The sequence below is a fragment of the Nocardioides sp. YJ-D4 genome (genome assembly GCF_054031495.1).
In genome coordinates this window covers 1222426-1237665 of record NZ_CM132932.1, presented here as the reverse complement: position 1 = coordinate 1237665, position 15240 = coordinate 1222426, and the positions used below count along the sequence as shown (strand labels likewise).

Genomic DNA, 15240 nt, shown 5'->3' with positions numbered 1-15240 from the left:
CCACGGAGAAAGATTTCGTGGCAGTATCAGGGCTATGACGACGTACGTCATCATCATTCGCTAGCGCGTCGAGCACCTGCCCGACGCGCCACCCTCTCGTTCCCGAGAGGGTTTTTTGTTGCCCAGCCCAACCCAGCCCAGCCCGAGGACCCGAGGACACAGAGCCATGGAATTCCACGTCTACGACACCACCCTGCGCGACGGTGCGCAGCAGGAGGGCCTGAACCTCAGCGTCGCCGACAAGCTCGCGATCGCCCGGCACCTCGACGGTCTGGGCGTCGGGTTCATCGAGGGCGGTTGGCCCGGTGCGAACCCGAAGGACACCGAGTTCTTCAAGCGGGCCGTCTCCGAGCTCGACCTCAAGCACGCGCGGCTGGCGGCGTTCGGGTCGACCCGCCGGGCAGGTGTGAGGGCTGCTGACGACCCGCAGGTCGCCGCGCTCCGCGACTCCGGGGCCTCCGTCGTCACCCTCGTCGCGAAGTCCCACGACCGCCACGTCGAGCTCGCGTTGCGCACCACGCTCGAGGAGAACCTCGCGATGATCCGCGACACGGTCTCCCACCTGCGCGAAGAGGGCCAGCAGGTCTTCCTCGACGCCGAGCACTTCTTCGACGGCTACCGGGCCAACCGCGACTACGCGCTCGAGGTCCTGAAGACCGCCTACGAGGCGGGTGCCGACGTGGTCGCGCTGTGCGACACCAACGGCGGGATGCTGCCGGGCTGGGTGGCCGACGTCGTCCACGACGTCCGCGGCGCCACCCAGGGAGCGGTCGGCATCCACTGCCACAACGACACCGGGTGCGCTGTCGCCAACTCGCTGGCCGCCGTGGACGCCGGCGCGATGCACGTCCAGGGCTGCATCAACGGCTACGGGGAGCGTACGGGCAACGCCGACCTCGTCTCCGTGGTCGCCAACCTGCAGCTGAAACTGGGCCGCGAGGTGCTGCCCACGGGGCTGCTGGGCGAGGCGACCCGCGTCGCCCACGCGGTGGCCGAGGTGACCAACGTGCCGCCCGCGGGCCGCCAGCCGTACGTCGGTGCCTCCGCGTTCACCCACAAGGCCGGGCTGCACGCCTCCGCGATCAAGGTGGACCCCAACCTCTACCAGCACATGGACCCGGCCGGCGTCGGCAACGACATGCGGCTGCTGGTCTCGGACATGGCCGGGCGGGCCTCGATCGAGCTGAAGGGGCGCGAGCTCGGCTACGACCTCTCCGACGACCGCGACCTGGTGGCCCGGGTGACCGAGCGGGTCAAGGAGGCCGAGCAGCGTGGCTACACCTTCGAGGCGGCCGACGCCTCCTTCGAGCTGCTCCTGATCGAGGAGGTCGAGGGCGCCCGGCCGTCCTTCTTCGACGTCGAGTCCTGGCGGGTCATCTCCGAGGCCCGCGGTGGCGGTGCAGAGACGGGCTCGACCACCGAGGCGATCGTGAAGATCCACGCCGACGGCGTACGTCATGTCGAGACCGGCGAGGGCAACGGCCCGGTCAACGCGCTCGACCAGGCGCTGCGGGCCGCGATCACGCGTGCCTTCCCGGTGGTCGCCGACTTCGACCTGATCGACTTCAAGGTGCGTCTCTTCGACCAGGGACACGGCACCGATGCCAGGACGCGGGTGCTGATCGAGACCTCCGACGGCTCGACGTCGTGGACGACAGTCGGGGTCGGGTCGAACGTGATCGAGGCCTCGTGGGAGGCGCTGGTCGACGGGCTCACCTTCGGGCTGCGCCGGCATGTGGGCGAGACCACACCGTCGGAGGCGGCTGTCACGGAATGAATCCGCAGGATGCGGGCGTTGAACACTTCAACATTGAACTATCCGCGTCCTGCGAGGAGAACCCGTGACCGACACCCGTATCGCCGTACTCGTTGGCAGCCTGCGCGCCGACTCCATCAACCGCAAGCTCGCCGAGAAGCTCGTCGCCGAAGCGCCTGAGGGTGTCGTCCTGGAGATCGTCGACGGACTGGCGGACGTGCCGTTCTTCAACGAGGACCTCGAGGCCGACCCGGGCGAGGCCGTGAGCCAGCTCCGCAAGGTGATCGACGAGGCCGACCGCGTGCTCATCGTGACCCCTGAGTACAACGGCACGATGCCCGCCGTCATCAACAACGCGATCGACTGGCTCTCGCGCCCCTACGCCGCCGGCGTGCTCAAGGGCAAGATCCTCTCGGTCGTCGGCGTCGCCCCGACGCCCTACGGTGCCAAGTGGTCCCACGCCGACGCGGCCCGCTCGGCTGGCATCGGCGGCGCCATCGTCGTCGAGGACGCCATCGTCTCCCAGCCGGTCCACGAGATCGACGTCTTCACCGACGTCGAGGCCCAGGGCCGCTTCCGTGAGGCCGTCGAGAAGCTCGCGGGCTTCCAGCCCGCCGCTGTCTGAGCCTCAACCAGGCAGCACCACGAGGGCAGGTCTCTGCGGGGGGAGACCTGCCCTTGGTGATTTATCGCGTGCGTGACTGCCGATTCGGCCGTACGTTTCGCTCATGAGTGGACCCGTGAAGCAGCTCCGACTGGTGGTCGAGGCGAAGGACTACGAGCAGGCGGTGGCCTTCTACCGCGACACCCTCGGCCTACCGGAGCAGGCCGCCTTCTCCGGCCCCGGTGAGGCTCATGTGACGATCCTCGACGCCGGTCTGGCCACGCTCGAGCTCGCCAACTCCGCCCAGCACGCCTACATCGACGAGGTCGAGGTCGGGCAGCCGGCGGCCGGGCACGTCCGGGTGGCGTTCGAGGTCGAGGACTCCGCCACCGTCGCCTCCCGGCTCGTCGATGGCGGCGCCACCCTCGTCGCGCCGCCCACCCGCACCCCGTGGGAGTCGCTCAACGCCCGTCTCGACGGGCCGGCGGGGCTGCATCTGAGTGTCTTCCAGGAGCTCGCCGAGCCCGTTCTGGCGCCGGACTATCCGGTCACCACCGAGCGGCTGGCGTTGCGCCCGATCGACGTCGAGCGCGACCTCGACGACCTGCACGCCTATCTCTCGCTCGAAGAGGTGTGCCGCTACATCCCGCCGGTTCCGCGTGACCGCGAGGAGCTGCGAAAGGCGTACGCACCCGAGAAGCGTCTCTCCGTCCTGCGCCGCGAGGGTGAGGTGCTCTGCCTCGCCGTCGAGCACGAGGGCCGGCTGATCGGCGACGTGGTGCTCTTCTGGCACAGCAAGGAGCAGCGGTCGGGGGAGATCGGCTATGCCTTCAACCCCGAGTTCAGCGGCCGTGGCTTCGCCACCGAGACCGCGCGGGCGCTGCTGGGGCTGGCGTTCGACGGGCTCGGCCTGCACCGGGTGACCGCCCGGGTCGACGAGCGCAACACCGCCTCGGCGCGGGTGATCGAGCGGCTCGGGATGCGGAAAGAAGCCGTCGAGCGCGAGGCCGAGTGGTTCAAGGGCGAGTGGACGACACTGGTGCACTACGCGATGCTCGAGGACGAGTGGCGCTCGGGCCACTAGTCTGCAGGGGTGGCCGAGCTTCATGATCTGACCGCCCTGGAACAGGGAGAGCTGCTGCATCGATGCGAGGTCTCCCCGGGAGAGCTCGCCGAGCACTACCTCGACAGGATCGCGAGGCTCGATAACGTCGGCGCCTTCGTCACCGTGGCCGAGGAGCGGATCTCGACCTGCGCTCGTGAGCTCGTGGTCAAGCCGGTCGGTGCCTCACCGCTGTGGGGCGTACCCACGGCGATCAAGGACCTCAACCTCACCCGCGGGGTGCGTACGACCTTCGGGTCGGCTGCCTTCGCCGACTTCGTACCCGACATCTCCGACAACGTCACCCTGTCCATCGAGGCGGCCGGGATGATCTCGCTCGGGAAGACCAACACTCCGGAGTTCGGCTCGCCCTGCTACACCGAGCCGGACGTGGCGCCGCCCGCCGTCACCCCCTGGGACCGTACGCGGATCGCCGGCGGCTCCTCCGGCGGTGCTGCCGCCGCGGTCGCCGCCGGCCTGGTGCCGGTCGCGCAGGGCTCCGACGGCGGCGGCTCGATCCGGATCCCGGCCTCGTGCTGCGGGCTGGTCGGCCTCAAGCCCACGCGCGGACGGATCTCCCCGTCGCCGATGTACGGCGACGCCGCCGGGCTCGCCACCGCCGGTCCGATCGCTCGGTCGGTACGCGACGCGGCGGCCTTCCTCGACGTGCTCGCGGGGCGGCGTACTGGTGATCCCTTCTGGGCTCCCGAGGAGCCGCTCCCGTTCCTGGACGCGTGCGAGCGGCCGCCGGGGCGGCTGCGCATCGCCCGGTTCATCGAGCCGCTGATCGCCCCGACCTCGGTCGATCCCGAGTGCGTCGCCGCCTGGGAGAACGCCTCTGCCTTGTTGGAATCGCTGGGCCACGAGATCGTCGACATCCCGCGGCCGCTGCCGGTCGAGGCGGTCGCGGTCTTCGAGACGGTCTGGGCGGTCGGGACTGCGATGTCGGTCGTCAACCTCACCCCGGATCAGCGATCGCAGATCCGGCCGCTGACCCGCTGGCTCACCGAGCGAGGAGAGGCGTTCAGCGGACCGGAGTTCGGGCTGGCGATCGCCGAGCTGCGTCGGTACGCCGCCATGGCCCTGGAGGCGCTGGCACCCTACGACGCCGTGCTCACCCCGACGCTCGCCACCCCTCCGCCGAAGGTCGGCGCGATCCGTGACGACGCCGACCCCGCCGCCGACTTCGAGGCGCAGAAGGCGTTCACCCCCTGGACCTCCGCCTGGAACGTCACCGGCATGCCCGCCATCTCCCTGCCCCTCCACTGGACCCCGTCCGGTCTCCCTGTCGGCGTCATGCTCGCCGCCCGTCCCGCCGAGGAGCCCCTCCTGCTCTCCCTCGCGGCCCAGATCGAGGACGCCGCCCTCTGGGACCACCGGCTCCCGCCCGGCTGGTGAAGCCTCGCCGAGACCGCAGAAATGGCGCGCCGAATCTGTAGTTGTGGGCGACGAAGGTCGACCTTCGTCACCCACAACTACAGATTCGCGCGACAGAACTACGGATTCGGCAGGGGGTCAGTCGCCGAGGCCGCGGGCCTTGAGGGCGTCTCCGGTCTCGTGAGCGCGGGCGACGACGCGGATGACGAAGGGGGAGAGGTACGCCCTGGGGTGCCGAATCCCGCGAGCGCGAGCCGCATCGCGGGTCTCGAGGAGCAGAGCGATGCTCGCCGGGATGCTGGTGATGGCCAGGCCGATCACGAGCGCGACCCCGTCCGGGTTCACGCCGATCGGCTTCAGCGGCGTGATGAGCCGGGTGAACAGGTCGAGCATCGCGTTGACCTCGGTGGTGGCGGTGAGGATGAGGCCGCCGAGCGCGAGGGAGATCAGGTCGACGCCGGCCTCGACCGCCCGCGGCCATCCGTGGGCATAGCCCTGGAGCGCGGAGAGGACGAGCGCGATCAGGAGTACGCCGCGGGCCGCCCGCCCCACCTGCCGCATCGGCAGCCGGGCGACGAGCGTGACCACGACCGCGATCCCGAAGAGCACCCCGGTGGCGACCAGCCCGTGGAGCACCACGAGCAGTGTGCTGAACACCAGCAGCCCGAGCAGCTTCGCACCGGCGGGGGTCCGGTGCAGGAGGCTGTCGCCGGGCAGGTAGGCGCCGAGTAGGTAGGTCACACGCCCACCGACTGCGTGTAGTGCGCGACGGCTTCGGGGGCGGGTCCGTCGAAGGTCACGGCCCCGCCGGCAACGACGAGCGCGCGGTCGCACCGCGCGGCGAGGTCGAGGTCGTGGGTGACCAGGACGAGCTGCTGCGAGAGCGCGAAGAGCGCGTCGGCGACCAGCCGGGTGTTGGCCAGGTCGAGCAGCGTGGTGGGCTCGTCGGCGACGACGATCGACGGCTCCGCAGCGAGCACGCCAGCCAGGGCGAGCAGCTGCCGCTGCCCGCCCGACAACGTGTGCACCGACTGCGTGGCCAGCCCGTCCAGCCCGAACCGCGCCAGCACCTCGAGAGCCCGGGCGTGCCGCTCCGACGAGGAGCGCACCAGCCGCCGCAGCGACAGCTCGACGTCCTCGACGCAGGTCGGCATGACCAGCTGAGCGGCCGGGTCGGTGAAGCAGAAGCCGACCCTGCGGCGTACCTCCTTGCCCTTGCGGGCGACGTCGAGGCCGTCGACCAGGACGCGGCCCGAGGTCGTCGACACCAGGCCGTTCAGCAGCCGGGCGAGCGTCGACTTCCCGGAGCCGTTGCCGCCGATGATCGCGATCCGGCGCTCGGTGAGCGTCAGCGAGGTGGGGGAGAGCAGCACCCGGCCGCCCTCGTCCTCGGGGAGAGCGACCGTGGCGGCATCGAGCTCGATCATCGGCGCAGGAGGTTCGGGAAGGCTCGGTGCACCTCGGCCGCGACGATCGCCACGAGCCCGGTCTTGACCAGGTCGCCGAACCAGAACGGCAGGTCCCACTTCCACACGGTGCTCAGCGGCTCGCCGGAGTAGATCATCATCCCCGCGATGCCGAGGGGGTGGACGATCAGGATCGAGCCGGCGATCGAGCACAGGAACACCACGACGGCGCGGGTGCGGGCGGGCCCGGCGACGTACTTGACCAGGAAGCCGACCAGCGCCGCCATCAGCGGGAACGAGATCAGGTAGCCGCCGGAGATCCCGGCGAACTTCGCGAAGCCGGAGGTGTGGTCGGCGTAGACCGGCAGCCCGATGCCGCCGAGCAGCAGGTAGAGAGCGACGGCCAGGAACCCGCGCAGGGGACCCAGCAGCGCGCCGGAGAGCGCGACCGCGAAGGTCTGCAGGGTGATCGGCACGGCGGTGCCGGTCGGGATGTCGCCGACCAGGGTGGAGGCGCAGATCAGCCCGGTGAACGCGGCGATCAGGGCGATGTCGGTGGTGGTGAAACGGGCCGGCCTCGACTCGTCGGCCTCCGGGGTCGACGTCGCACTGGTGGGGGACTCGGTCATACTCGCTCCTGCGTACTCAGACCTGAACCTTGGTCAGGTGAACGGTGTTCAGGTTAAGGTCGACGTACGTCTTCGTCCACTTCGTCCCACTACCCGGCCCCTGGGAGCAACATGCGATACCGCCGTGAGGACGTCGTCGCCCGCGCGCTGCAGGTCCTCGACGACTACGGTCTCGCCGACCTGACGATGCGTCGGCTCGGCACCGAGCTCGGCGTACGCCCCAGCGCGCTCTACCACCACTTCGCCAACAAGCAGTCGCTGCTGGCAGCGGTGGCCGACGAGATCCTGCTCCGCGGGCGGCACGAACCGTCGGGTGCCTGGGACGTACGCGTCACGGGCATCTGCACCGACCTGCGCGACTCGCTGCTGGCCTACCGCGACGGCGCCGAGGTCGTCGCCACCGTCTGGGCCTTCGGACTGGGCGCGACCCAGCCCCACGACGACCTCGTCGCGGCGCTGAGCGACGGCGGCCTCGGCGATCTCGCCCCGGTCGCCGCCCGCACCCTGCTCCACTTCGTCTACGGTCACGCCGTCGACGAGCAGACCCACCTCCAGGCCGCCGCCGCGGGCGCCATCGAGGACGACGTACGCGACACCGACGACTTCGTCACCGGCCTCGGCCTGATCGCCGCCGGCATCTCGATGGCCAAGGCCGTCCGCGAGGCCTCGGCCGACCGCTGAGGACGCTCAGACGGAGTCGACCTCCGCTCCGTGCTGCTCGGCGAGCAGCACGGCGCCGGCGAGGTCGAGCTTCGTGCCACGCAGCGATGCGGCGGTGAGGTCGACGCGGTCGAGCCCGGCCCCGCGCAGGTCGGCACCGTGCAGATTCGTCTCCTGGAGCGTGGCTCCGTCGAGCTGGGTGTCTCGCAGGATCGCGTCGGTGAGGTCGGCCAGCGACAGGTCGGCGTCGCGGAGGTCCAGCCCGGACAGGTCGAGCCGGGCGAGGTTCGCGCCGCGCAACGAGACCCCGCGCCACACGCCGCCGGTGACCTTCAGCGGCCGCAGGGTGCAGTTGGAGAACTCGCTCCCGCTGAGCTTGCAGCCCTCGAACGTCGAGTCGAAGAAGTTCGTACGCCGGAAGTCACAGCCGACGAACGCCGACCCGACGTGGGTCGAGGCGTTGAACCGGCCACCATGGAACGTGCAGTTCTCGAAGAGCGCCGCCGACGTCGTCGCCTCGGTCAGATCGACATCGGTGAAGACGCAGTCGACGAACCGAGCCCCGGTGAGGTCCGCTGCGTACCAGTCCTCGTTGCGGAAGTGCTCGTCGGTCGCCTCGGCGGGTGGGTTCGGCATGGCGCACACCCTGCCACGCGCCACCGACACTCCCGGCCGCGCGAGCTCTCAGTCGTGCTGGGTGAACCACTCGTCGAGGAGCGGCCAGGTGTTGTCCCGGGCGGCGCGGCCGGTGAGCAGGCCGAGATGGCCGCCGGGGACGATCTCGAAGCGGAGCTCCTCGGCGCCGGTGAGCAGGTCGACCAGCGGCCGTACCGAGGCGACCGGGCCGATGCCGTCGTTGGCGCCGGCGACGACGAGCGTGGGCTGCTTGACGTCGCGCAGGTAGACGGAGTGCTCGTCACTGAGGTCGATCTGCCCGCTGAACAGCGCGTTGGTGCGGAAGAAGTGGTGGTAGAGCTGCCCGAACGTGCGCCCCGGGTAGGCGATGATGTTGTCGGTGAACCGGTCGACCGCCTCGAGCTGGGCGAGGAACTCACGGTCGGCCAGGTTGGACAGCTTCGCCACCGGCTTGGTGAACATCTTGTCGACCGAGGAGATCTGAAAAGCCCACCTGACCAGCGGCTTCGGAGCGCCCCCGAAGGCCTGGTAGGCAGTGGTGACCAGGTTGCCCGGCGGCAGGTTCAGCAGCGGCCGCAGCGGCGCGATCAACGGCACCTGACGTACGTCGCAGGGCGAGCCGAGCACTGCCAGCGAGGCGATCGGGAGGTCGGGGGCGTCCGCGGCGGCGAGCATCGTGAAGATCCCGCCCAGCGACCAGCCGACCACGTGTACCGGCCGCCCGCCGGCGTGCTCGGAGACCGACCGGATCGCCTCCGGTGCGACGTGCGCGATCCAGTGCTCGATGCCGAGGCTGCGGTCGGCGAAGTTCACCTCGCCGTACTCGACCAGGTAGGTCGGCCGGTCCGTCCCCACCAGATGCTCGACGACCGAGCAGCCGCGCCGCAGGTCGTAGCAGATCGCCGGCGCCGCCAGCGGCGTCACCAGCAGCACCGGGTCGCCCTCGGGCGTCGTCCCCGCCACCGGCCGGTAGTGGTAGAGCTCGCGTCGGTTGCCGTCGTCGATCAACGTACGCGGCATCGGCCGGAGGTCGGCGAGCCCGCCGTAGAGCAGCGAGTGCGCGACGTTCCCCGCGGCGGCGCCGACCGTGGTGGCGATCGAGGCGGCAGCTTGTCGGGGGTGGGGGAGGATGGCCATTGTGGGCTTAACGTAACCCGCCTTCCCGGGTCACGCCGGGAGGAGCGCGCACAGTGTGTGACGTCTGTTACGCCTCGATGAGTCGCTCGCACTCGGTGATCAGGCGCTCGCGGAGCGGGGCGGCGCGCTCGGCGAAGGCGCGCTGAGCGGCGGCGTACTCCTGCTTCCCGGCGGCCGTCTCGATGCGGATCGGGTCGAGGTCGAGCTCGGCGAGGTCGTACGGAGCCGCCTTCATGTCCATCGTGCGGATGTCCCAGGCGAGCTCGAAGCAGTCGGCGACGAGGTCGGAGGAGACCAGCGGTGAGAGCCGGAAGGCGTGCTTGTAGAGGTCCATGTTGCCGTGCAGACAGCCCGGCTGCTCGAAGGCCGCCCGGTCGTCGGAGCGCGGGGAGAGGGTGTTGAGCGGCGCAGCCGGGGGAGTGAAGAAGCGGTACGCGTCGAAGTGGCTGCACGCGATGCGGTGGGACTCGACCACGCGGTCGGTGCCGGTGGTCCCGAGCCGCAGCGGCCAGTCGGCGTGGCGTACCTGCTCGGGGGTCAGCCGGTAGACCATCGCCCACTCGTGGAGGCCGAAGCAGCCGAAGTTGGCGTCGCGGGAGGCGGTGGCGCGGAGCAGCTTGAGGAGTGTCTCGACGAGCAGGCGCTTGTCGGCGAGGAAGTCGGAGGAGACCGTGCCGGAGGTGTAACCGCGCAGCGACTCGTACTCCGCAGCATCCTCCAGGACGACCCCGAACCCCGGGTGCCAGCGCAGCAGCTGGGCGGGCCGGTAGGAGTAGTAGGTGAAGAGGAAGTCGTTGACCGGGTGCTTGACCCGGGCGCCGCGGCGGGCGAGATGCGGCTCGACATAGGGCGCCAGGCGCGCTCGGTGAGCGGCCGCGCGAGCGGTCCACTCCGAACGCGACAGCACCTCCACGACGTACAAGCCTACGAAGGCGGCGCATAGTGAAGTGAATCGTGGCGACGGGTCCGGATAGGCTCAGCACGTGCGCATCGCCAGATTCACGACCAAGGGTGGCGAGCCCCAGTTCGGCGTCGTCATGGGGGACCTCGACGGCTACGGCCAGCTCAGCGAGGACGCGACCGTCGTCGCGCTCCAGGGCGACCCGCTGTTCTCGGGTGTCAACATCACCGACCAGGTCCACAAGTTCGAAGACGTCAAGCTGCTCGCGCCGGTGATCCCGCGCAGCAAGGTGGTCGCGGTCGCCCGCAACTACGCCAAGCACGCGGCCGAGCTCGGCAACGAGGTGCCGGAGGAGCCGCTCTTCTTCATCAAGCCCAACACCGCGGTCTGCGGTCCCGGCGACGCGATCCAGCGGCCGGCCGGGGTCGAGGACCTCCACTTCGAGGGCGAGCTCGCGATCGTGATCGGCCGGATCTGCCGCGACGTCCCGGTGGAGAAGGTGAAGGACGTCATCTACGGGATGACGGTCGCCAACGACGTCACCGCGCGCGACATCCAGCGGCGGCTCAAGCACTTCTCCCAGGCGAAGGGCTACGACACCTTCTGCCCGCTCGGCCCCTGGATCGAGACCGACGTCGAGCCGGAGCAGCTCGCCGCCGGCGTACGCATCCAGACCTTCCTCAACGGTGACGTCGTCCAGGACGGGTCCACGAAGGACCTCGTCCACGACATCCCGAAGCTGATCGCCCACATCAGCAGCGTGATGACGCTGCTGCCGGGCGATGTGATCCTCACCGGCACCCCCGAGGGTGTCGGCCCCATGGAGCCCGGCGACGAGATCGAGATCTTCGTCGAGGGGCTCGGAGCTCTGACCAACAAGGTGGCACAGCGTTGACTGGCAATGGAATGACCGGCTCACTCGAGCCCAAGGACTACCGGGTCCGGATGGCGCCCTCGCCGACGGGGTCGCCCCACGTCGGCCTGGTCCGCACCGCCCTGTTCAACTGGGCCTTCGCCCGCCACCACGGTGGCACCTTCGTCTTCCGTATCGAGGACACCGACAAGGCGCGCAACACGAGTGAGTCCTACGACGGGCTCATCGACCTGATGCGCTGGCTCGGCCTCGACTGGGACGAGGGCGTCGAGGTCGGCGGCCCCTACGGCCCCTACCGCCAGTCGGAGCGCTCGGAGATCTACGCCGACGCGCTCGGCCGGCTGCGCGCCTCGTCCCACGTCTACGAGTGCTACTGCACCGGCGAGGAGACCACCGCCCGCTACGAGCAGCGCCTGGCCGCCTACAAGGCCGCGAAGGCCGAGGGGATCAAGGGCGAGGCCCCGGCCCAGGGCTACGACAACCACTGCCGCGACCTGAGCGAGGACCAGATCAAGGCGTACGAGGCCGAGGGCCGCTCCTCGGTCCCGCGGTTCCGCATGCCCGACGGCTCGATCACCTTCAACGACCTCGTCCGCGGCGAGGTGACCTTCGAGACCAAGCACGTCCCCGACTACGCGCTCGCGCGCGCCAACGGCGACCCGCTCTACACGCTCACCGCGCCGGTCGACGACGCCACCATGAACATCACCCACGTCTTCCGCGGCGAGGACCTGCTGTCCTCGACGCCTCGGCAGATCGCGCTCTTCGACGCGTTCGTCGAGGTCGGCCTGGCCGAGCGGGCACCGGAGTACGGCCACCTGCCCTACGTCATGGGCCAGGGCAACAAGAAGCTCTCCAAGCGCGACCCGGAGGCGCACGCGCTGAAGTATCGCGAGGAGGGGTTCCTGCCGGAGGGGCTGCTCAACTACGTGGCGCTGCTCGGCTGGGCGATCGCGGCCGACCGCGACATCTTCACCATGGAGGAGATGGTCGAGGCCTTCGAGATCCACGACGTGGTCAAGAACCCGGCCCGCTTCGACATCAAGAAGGCGGAGGCGATCAACGCCTCCCACATGCGGCTGCTGCCGGTCGAGGACATCACCCACCGGGTGATTCCCTACCTCAAGGCCGACGGGATCATCAGCGACCCGGTCAACGATGCCGACGCGCAGATGCTCGAGGCCGCGATGCCGCTGGTCGCCGAGCGGATCAACAAGCTCGGCGAGGCCTCCGACATGCTGCGGTTCCTCTTCGTCTCGGAGGCCGACTTCGCGCTCGACGAGGAGGACTCCGCCAAGCTGCTCGACGAGGAGGGCCTGGGTGTCGTCCGGGCTTCGTACGACGCGCTCGTGGGTCTCCACGCGTGGTCGACGGCCGAGATCCAGGACGCCCTGACCGCCGCCCTGATCGACGGTCTCGGGCTCAAGCCGCGCAAGGCCTATGGCCCGGTGCGCGTCGCGGTGACGGGCAAGCGGATCAGCCCGCCACTGTTCGAATCCATGGAGCTGCTCGGTCGGGAGCGTACGCTGGGGCGCCTGAAGGCGGTTCTCGGGAAGTAGGTCGGACAGGATGAGCACGGTCGTGGAGCCGCCGTCGGGACTGGCGTACTACCAGGTGCAGCGCAGCGGGCGCAGTGGCTGGGGGCGGCCCCTGATCGGACTCATCCTGATCGGACTGTGCGTCTTCTTCGTCTCGCCGGCGGTGGTCTTGGTCGGGTTCGAGCTCTTCTTCATGCTCACCGGCGACAACGTTGCCACCGGGATGGCCAACGTCTCCGACGTGGAGAACGTCACCCCGGAGTCGCTGGCCTTTCTGCTGCTCTCGCTGGCCGGGGCGATCCCGGCGGCGATGCTGCTGTGCTGGGCGCTGCACGGCCTGCGTCCGGGGTGGCTGGCCTCGGTCGAGCGGCGGATCCGCTGGCCGTGGTTGCTGCAGTGCCTCGGGATCGCGGCGATCACGATGGTGGTCACGGTCATCATCGCCTCCCGGCTGCCGATCCCCGGCGACGACCTCGGGCCCAGCACGCTCAACCCCTACACGAGCACGATGCGCGACTTCGTGCTCGTGATCGTGCTGCTCACCCCGCTGCAGGCGGCGGGGGAGGAGTACCTGTTCCGCGGCTACATCTTCCAGACCTTCGGGTCGCTCTTCGGCGGGATGATGGGCGCCCGGACGGTCTCGGTGACGATCACCGCGCTGCTGTTCGCCTTCGCTCACGGGTCCCAGGACCTGCCGCTGTTCCTGGACCGGTTCGCCTTCGGCATCGTCGCCGGCATCTGCGTGATCGCCACCGGTGGCATCGAGGCGGGCATCGCGATGCATGTCCTCAACAACTTCGTCAGCCTCGGCATGGCCGTGGCCTTCGGCGACATCTCGACGGTGCTCAACACCACCGAGGGGTCGTGGTGGCGGATCCCGGTCACCCTGGTCCAGTCGGGCGTCTTCCTGGCGCTGACCGTGTGGGCCGCGCGATCGGCGGGCCTCTCGACCACGACCAAGAGCGCCTGAAAATGGGGCCAGGGGCGTGCCGATTTCGTAGCCTGGGGCCCTCGCCGGTAATGTTTCCTCTCGGTTCGAGGGAGAAATCCTGAGGGCCAGATCGCTCTTGTTGGCGGCCTCTGAGGCTAAGTCAACCAAGACGATGGGCTATGGTGTAATTGGCAACACGACTGGTTCTGGTCCAGTTATTCTAGGTTCGAGTCCTAGTAGCCCAGCGGATCCTCCTCGGAGGATTTGGGAGTCACCGAAGCGGTTCGCTAAGGTTTCACCCGCTGCAAGCCCCCGTCGTCTAGCGGCCTAGGACGTCGCCCTCTCACGGCGGTAACGCCGGTTCAAATCCGGTCGGGGGTACCACGCAGGAAGAGCCCCGAGTCACTGACTCGGGGCTCTTCGCTATTTCTGCGGAGGACAGCGAATCCGCTGCAACGTTTCGGGTGTGAGCGGTCAGGTATAGGGAGACAATGCCCGACGGCCAGGAGGACCCGATGTACGCCGACGAGATCGACGGTCTGCTGACAGCAAGCGCCCCGCAACCCGGTCCGCGGGCCGGTGCGCTCGCGATGGATCTCGCGACGGCGGTCGTGCACGCCGACCGGCGCGCTGAATCTGAGGCGCACGGGGCGAAGCGGAAGTCGGCGCGGAAGTGGCTCGTCGGCGGCGGGGCTGCGATCGGAGTGGTTGTCCTCACCGCAGCGATGACGGGGTCCGCCTGGATGATGAGCGTGCCGCCATTCATGACGCTCGGGCCCGGACTGCAACGCCTCTATGAACCGATCGACTACGTCGCCACCTGGGAGAACGGGGAGCAGCGCCGGTGTCAGCTGTTCCTCGAGTTCAAGGGCCTCGACGACGACGAGCTCGAAGATGTCGCTGCGTACGTGCGCGCCAAGAACTGGGCCTCCTGGCGCGAGGATCTGAGCGACGCGGCAACCGGGGAGGATGGGCCCGAGCTCAGGGAGCGCTTCCGCGTCGAGCTGCAGAGCGTGGTGCCCGGCCTGCGTGCGGTCTCCGTGTCGGAGGCGCCGGGGCCGATCATCACGGGCTACGGCACGAGCTGCGAGGACGGCCAGTGACCGCGGAGCAGGTCAGGGTGGCGACGAGGCGTGCCCTGGACGTCGAGGAGTGGCTCGGTGTGATGGCGCCGGTGCTGTTGGCGTACTTCGTGCGGCGGGTCGCTCCTCCCGAGGAGGCGGCGGATCTGCTCAGCGAGGCGCTGCTGGTGCTGTGGCGGCGAGCCGATGCGATTCCTCATGATGAGGATGCCGCCCGGATGTGGGCGTTCGGGATCGCCCGCAACGTGCTCCGTGGCCACCGGCGTACGAGTCGGCGACGGTCTGCGCTTGCGGACAGGCTGCGGGCTGAGCTGGCGAGCGTCGAGCCCGCATTGCCGGCGGATGAGAGAGTGCTGGATCTGCGCTCGGCCGTTGACCGCCTCAAGCCGATCGACCGCGAGATCGTTCGGCTCGTGCACTGGGACGGGCTGAGCCTCGTCGAGGTGGCTGAGCTGCTCGGCAAGCGGGAGGGCACTGTGCGCAGCCGGTATCACCGGGCACGCGTCGCGCTCAGGACATGGTTGGCTTGAGGTGGCCCCGATGCGTTGGATCGGTGGGTCATCCGGTAATGTTCTCTCTGCCTGCGGGGCCGAAAGGCCGTTGCAGG

16 protein-coding genes and 2 tRNA genes are annotated in these 15240 nt (G+C 69.6%); 12 read left to right on the top strand and 6 right to left on the bottom strand.

All coding sequences use genetic code 11. The annotated features are described in order from the left end of the window. Positions 1-166 precede the first annotated feature (166 nt). The 4 genes from cimA (at position 167) to ACW14X_RS05905 (ending at position 4860) form a co-directional block, all read left to right on the top strand. A complete protein-coding gene (gene cimA, locus ACW14X_RS05920) occupies positions 167-1777 on the top strand; it encodes a citramalate synthase (protein ID WP_457165014.1) in 1611 nt (536 codons plus the stop codon). Positions 1778-1841: 64 nt separating this feature from the next. Continuing rightward, positions 1842-2381, top strand: a complete 540-nt coding sequence (locus ACW14X_RS05915) for an NADPH-dependent FMN reductase (RefSeq protein ID WP_457165013.1) — start codon at positions 1842-1844, stop codon at positions 2379-2381. A gap of 103 nt (positions 2382-2484) precedes the next feature. Next, positions 2485-3444, top strand: a complete 960-nt coding sequence (locus ACW14X_RS05910) for a GNAT family N-acetyltransferase (protein WP_457165012.1) — start codon at positions 2485-2487, stop codon at positions 3442-3444. A gap of 9 nt (positions 3445-3453) precedes the next feature. Further along, the gene (locus ACW14X_RS05905; protein WP_457165011.1) at positions 3454-4860 is read left to right on the top strand and encodes an amidase; all 1407 of its coding nucleotides are present in this window, start codon (positions 3454-3456) and stop codon (positions 4858-4860) included. A 117-nt stretch (positions 4861-4977) separates the two neighbouring features. Here ACW14X_RS05905 and ACW14X_RS05900 read toward each other — a convergent pair whose 3' ends face one another. Genes ACW14X_RS05900 through ACW14X_RS05890 form a run of 3 tightly spaced genes read right to left on the bottom strand, consistent with a single transcriptional unit; the run spans position 4978 to position 6874 of the window. Continuing rightward, complete coding sequence (locus ACW14X_RS05900; RefSeq protein WP_457165010.1) at positions 4978-5580, bottom strand: energy-coupling factor transporter transmembrane component T family protein; 603 nt, start codon at positions 5578-5580, stop codon at positions 4978-4980. Continuing rightward, a complete protein-coding gene (locus ACW14X_RS05895; protein ID WP_160024574.1) occupies positions 5577-6266 on the bottom strand; it encodes an energy-coupling factor ABC transporter ATP-binding protein in 690 nt (229 codons plus the stop codon). Before ACW14X_RS05895 ends, ACW14X_RS05900 begins: the two co-directional genes overlap by 4 nt. Further along, a complete protein-coding gene (locus ACW14X_RS05890) occupies positions 6263-6874 on the bottom strand; it encodes a biotin transporter BioY (protein ID WP_160024573.1) in 612 nt (203 codons plus the stop codon). The genes ACW14X_RS05895 and ACW14X_RS05890 overlap by 4 nt, the downstream gene beginning before the upstream one ends. Positions 6875-6985: 111 nt before the next feature. Here ACW14X_RS05890 and ACW14X_RS05885 point away from each other — a divergent pair, with 111 nt between their 5' ends. Further along, on the top strand, positions 6986-7555 hold the full coding sequence (locus ACW14X_RS05885; protein ID WP_160024572.1) for a TetR/AcrR family transcriptional regulator C-terminal domain-containing protein: 570 nt from the start codon (positions 6986-6988) through the stop codon (positions 7553-7555). Positions 7556-7561: 6 nt separating this feature from the next. Here the strand turns inward: ACW14X_RS05885 and ACW14X_RS05880 are convergent, their stop codons facing one another. The 3 genes from ACW14X_RS05880 to ACW14X_RS05870 form a co-directional block, all read right to left on the bottom strand. Then, positions 7562-8170: a pentapeptide repeat-containing protein gene (locus ACW14X_RS05880; protein ID WP_457165009.1), complete on the bottom strand. Its 609-nt coding sequence runs from the start codon at positions 8168-8170 to the stop codon at positions 7562-7564. A gap of 48 nt (positions 8171-8218) precedes the next feature. Continuing rightward, a complete protein-coding gene (locus ACW14X_RS05875) occupies positions 8219-9307 on the bottom strand; it encodes an alpha/beta fold hydrolase (RefSeq protein WP_457165008.1) in 1089 nt (362 codons plus the stop codon). 67 nt (positions 9308-9374) lie between these two features. After that, positions 9375-10220, bottom strand: coding sequence for a 3-methyladenine DNA glycosylase (locus ACW14X_RS05870; RefSeq protein ID WP_457165007.1), 846 nt, complete (start codon positions 10218-10220; stop codon positions 9375-9377). A 70-nt stretch (positions 10221-10290) separates the two neighbouring features. Between ACW14X_RS05870 and ACW14X_RS05865 the strand changes: the two genes are divergently transcribed. From ACW14X_RS05865 to ACW14X_RS05835, 7 genes are all read left to right on the top strand, one after another. Further along, entirely contained in the window at positions 10291-11103 is an 813-nt protein-coding gene (locus ACW14X_RS05865; protein ID WP_350837525.1) for a fumarylacetoacetate hydrolase family protein, read from the top strand. A gap of 11 nt (positions 11104-11114) precedes the next feature. Then, positions 11115-12641 carry a glutamate--tRNA ligase gene (gene gltX, locus ACW14X_RS05860; protein ID WP_457165006.1) on the top strand — a complete coding sequence of 509 codons (1527 nt, stop codon included), beginning with the start codon at positions 11115-11117 and terminating at the stop codon, positions 12639-12641. A 10-nt stretch (positions 12642-12651) separates the two neighbouring features. Next, the gene (locus ACW14X_RS05855; protein WP_160024566.1) at positions 12652-13590 is read left to right on the top strand and encodes a CPBP family intramembrane glutamic endopeptidase; all 939 of its coding nucleotides are present in this window, start codon (positions 12652-12654) and stop codon (positions 13588-13590) included. A gap of 134 nt (positions 13591-13724) precedes the next feature. Next, positions 13725-13796: transfer RNA gene (locus ACW14X_RS05850), tRNA-Gln, on the top strand. Between the two features lie 63 nt (positions 13797-13859). Continuing rightward, positions 13860-13935: transfer RNA gene (locus ACW14X_RS05845), tRNA-Glu, on the top strand. Positions 13936-14042: 107 nt separating this feature from the next. Next, positions 14043-14654, top strand: a complete 612-nt coding sequence (locus ACW14X_RS05840; protein WP_457165005.1) for a hypothetical protein — start codon at positions 14043-14045, stop codon at positions 14652-14654. Then, the gene (locus ACW14X_RS05835; protein WP_457165004.1) at positions 14651-15163 is read left to right on the top strand and encodes an RNA polymerase sigma factor; all 513 of its coding nucleotides are present in this window, start codon (positions 14651-14653) and stop codon (positions 15161-15163) included. The genes ACW14X_RS05840 and ACW14X_RS05835 overlap by 4 nt, the downstream gene beginning before the upstream one ends. Positions 15164-15240: the final 77 nt, after the last annotated feature.

Coding starts and splice junctions, on each gene's coding strand:
- cimA (WP_457165014.1), top strand. CDS start 167: ATGGAATTCCACGTCTACGACACCACCCTGCGCGACGGTGCGCAGCAG.
- ACW14X_RS05910 (WP_457165012.1), top strand. CDS start 2,485: ATGAGTGGACCCGTGAAGCAGCTCCGACTGGTGGTCGAGGCGAAGGAC.
- ACW14X_RS05895 (WP_160024574.1), bottom strand. CDS start 6,266: ATGATCGAGCTCGATGCCGCCACGGTCGCTCTCCCCGAGGACGAGGGC.
- ACW14X_RS05890 (WP_160024573.1), bottom strand. CDS start 6,874: ATGACCGAGTCCCCCACCAGTGCGACGTCGACCCCGGAGGCCGACGAG.
- ACW14X_RS05885 (WP_160024572.1), top strand. CDS start 6,986: ATGCGATACCGCCGTGAGGACGTCGTCGCCCGCGCGCTGCAGGTCCTC.
- ACW14X_RS05880 (WP_457165009.1), bottom strand. CDS start 8,170: ATGCCGAACCCACCCGCCGAGGCGACCGACGAGCACTTCCGCAACGAG.
- ACW14X_RS05875 (WP_457165008.1), bottom strand. CDS start 9,307: ATGGCCATCCTCCCCCACCCCCGACAAGCTGCCGCCTCGATCGCCACC.
- gltX (WP_457165006.1), top strand. CDS start 11,115: ATGACCGGCTCACTCGAGCCCAAGGACTACCGGGTCCGGATGGCGCCC.
- ACW14X_RS05855 (WP_160024566.1), top strand. CDS start 12,652: ATGAGCACGGTCGTGGAGCCGCCGTCGGGACTGGCGTACTACCAGGTG.
- ACW14X_RS05840 (WP_457165005.1), top strand. CDS start 14,043: ATGCCCGACGGCCAGGAGGACCCGATGTACGCCGACGAGATCGACGGT.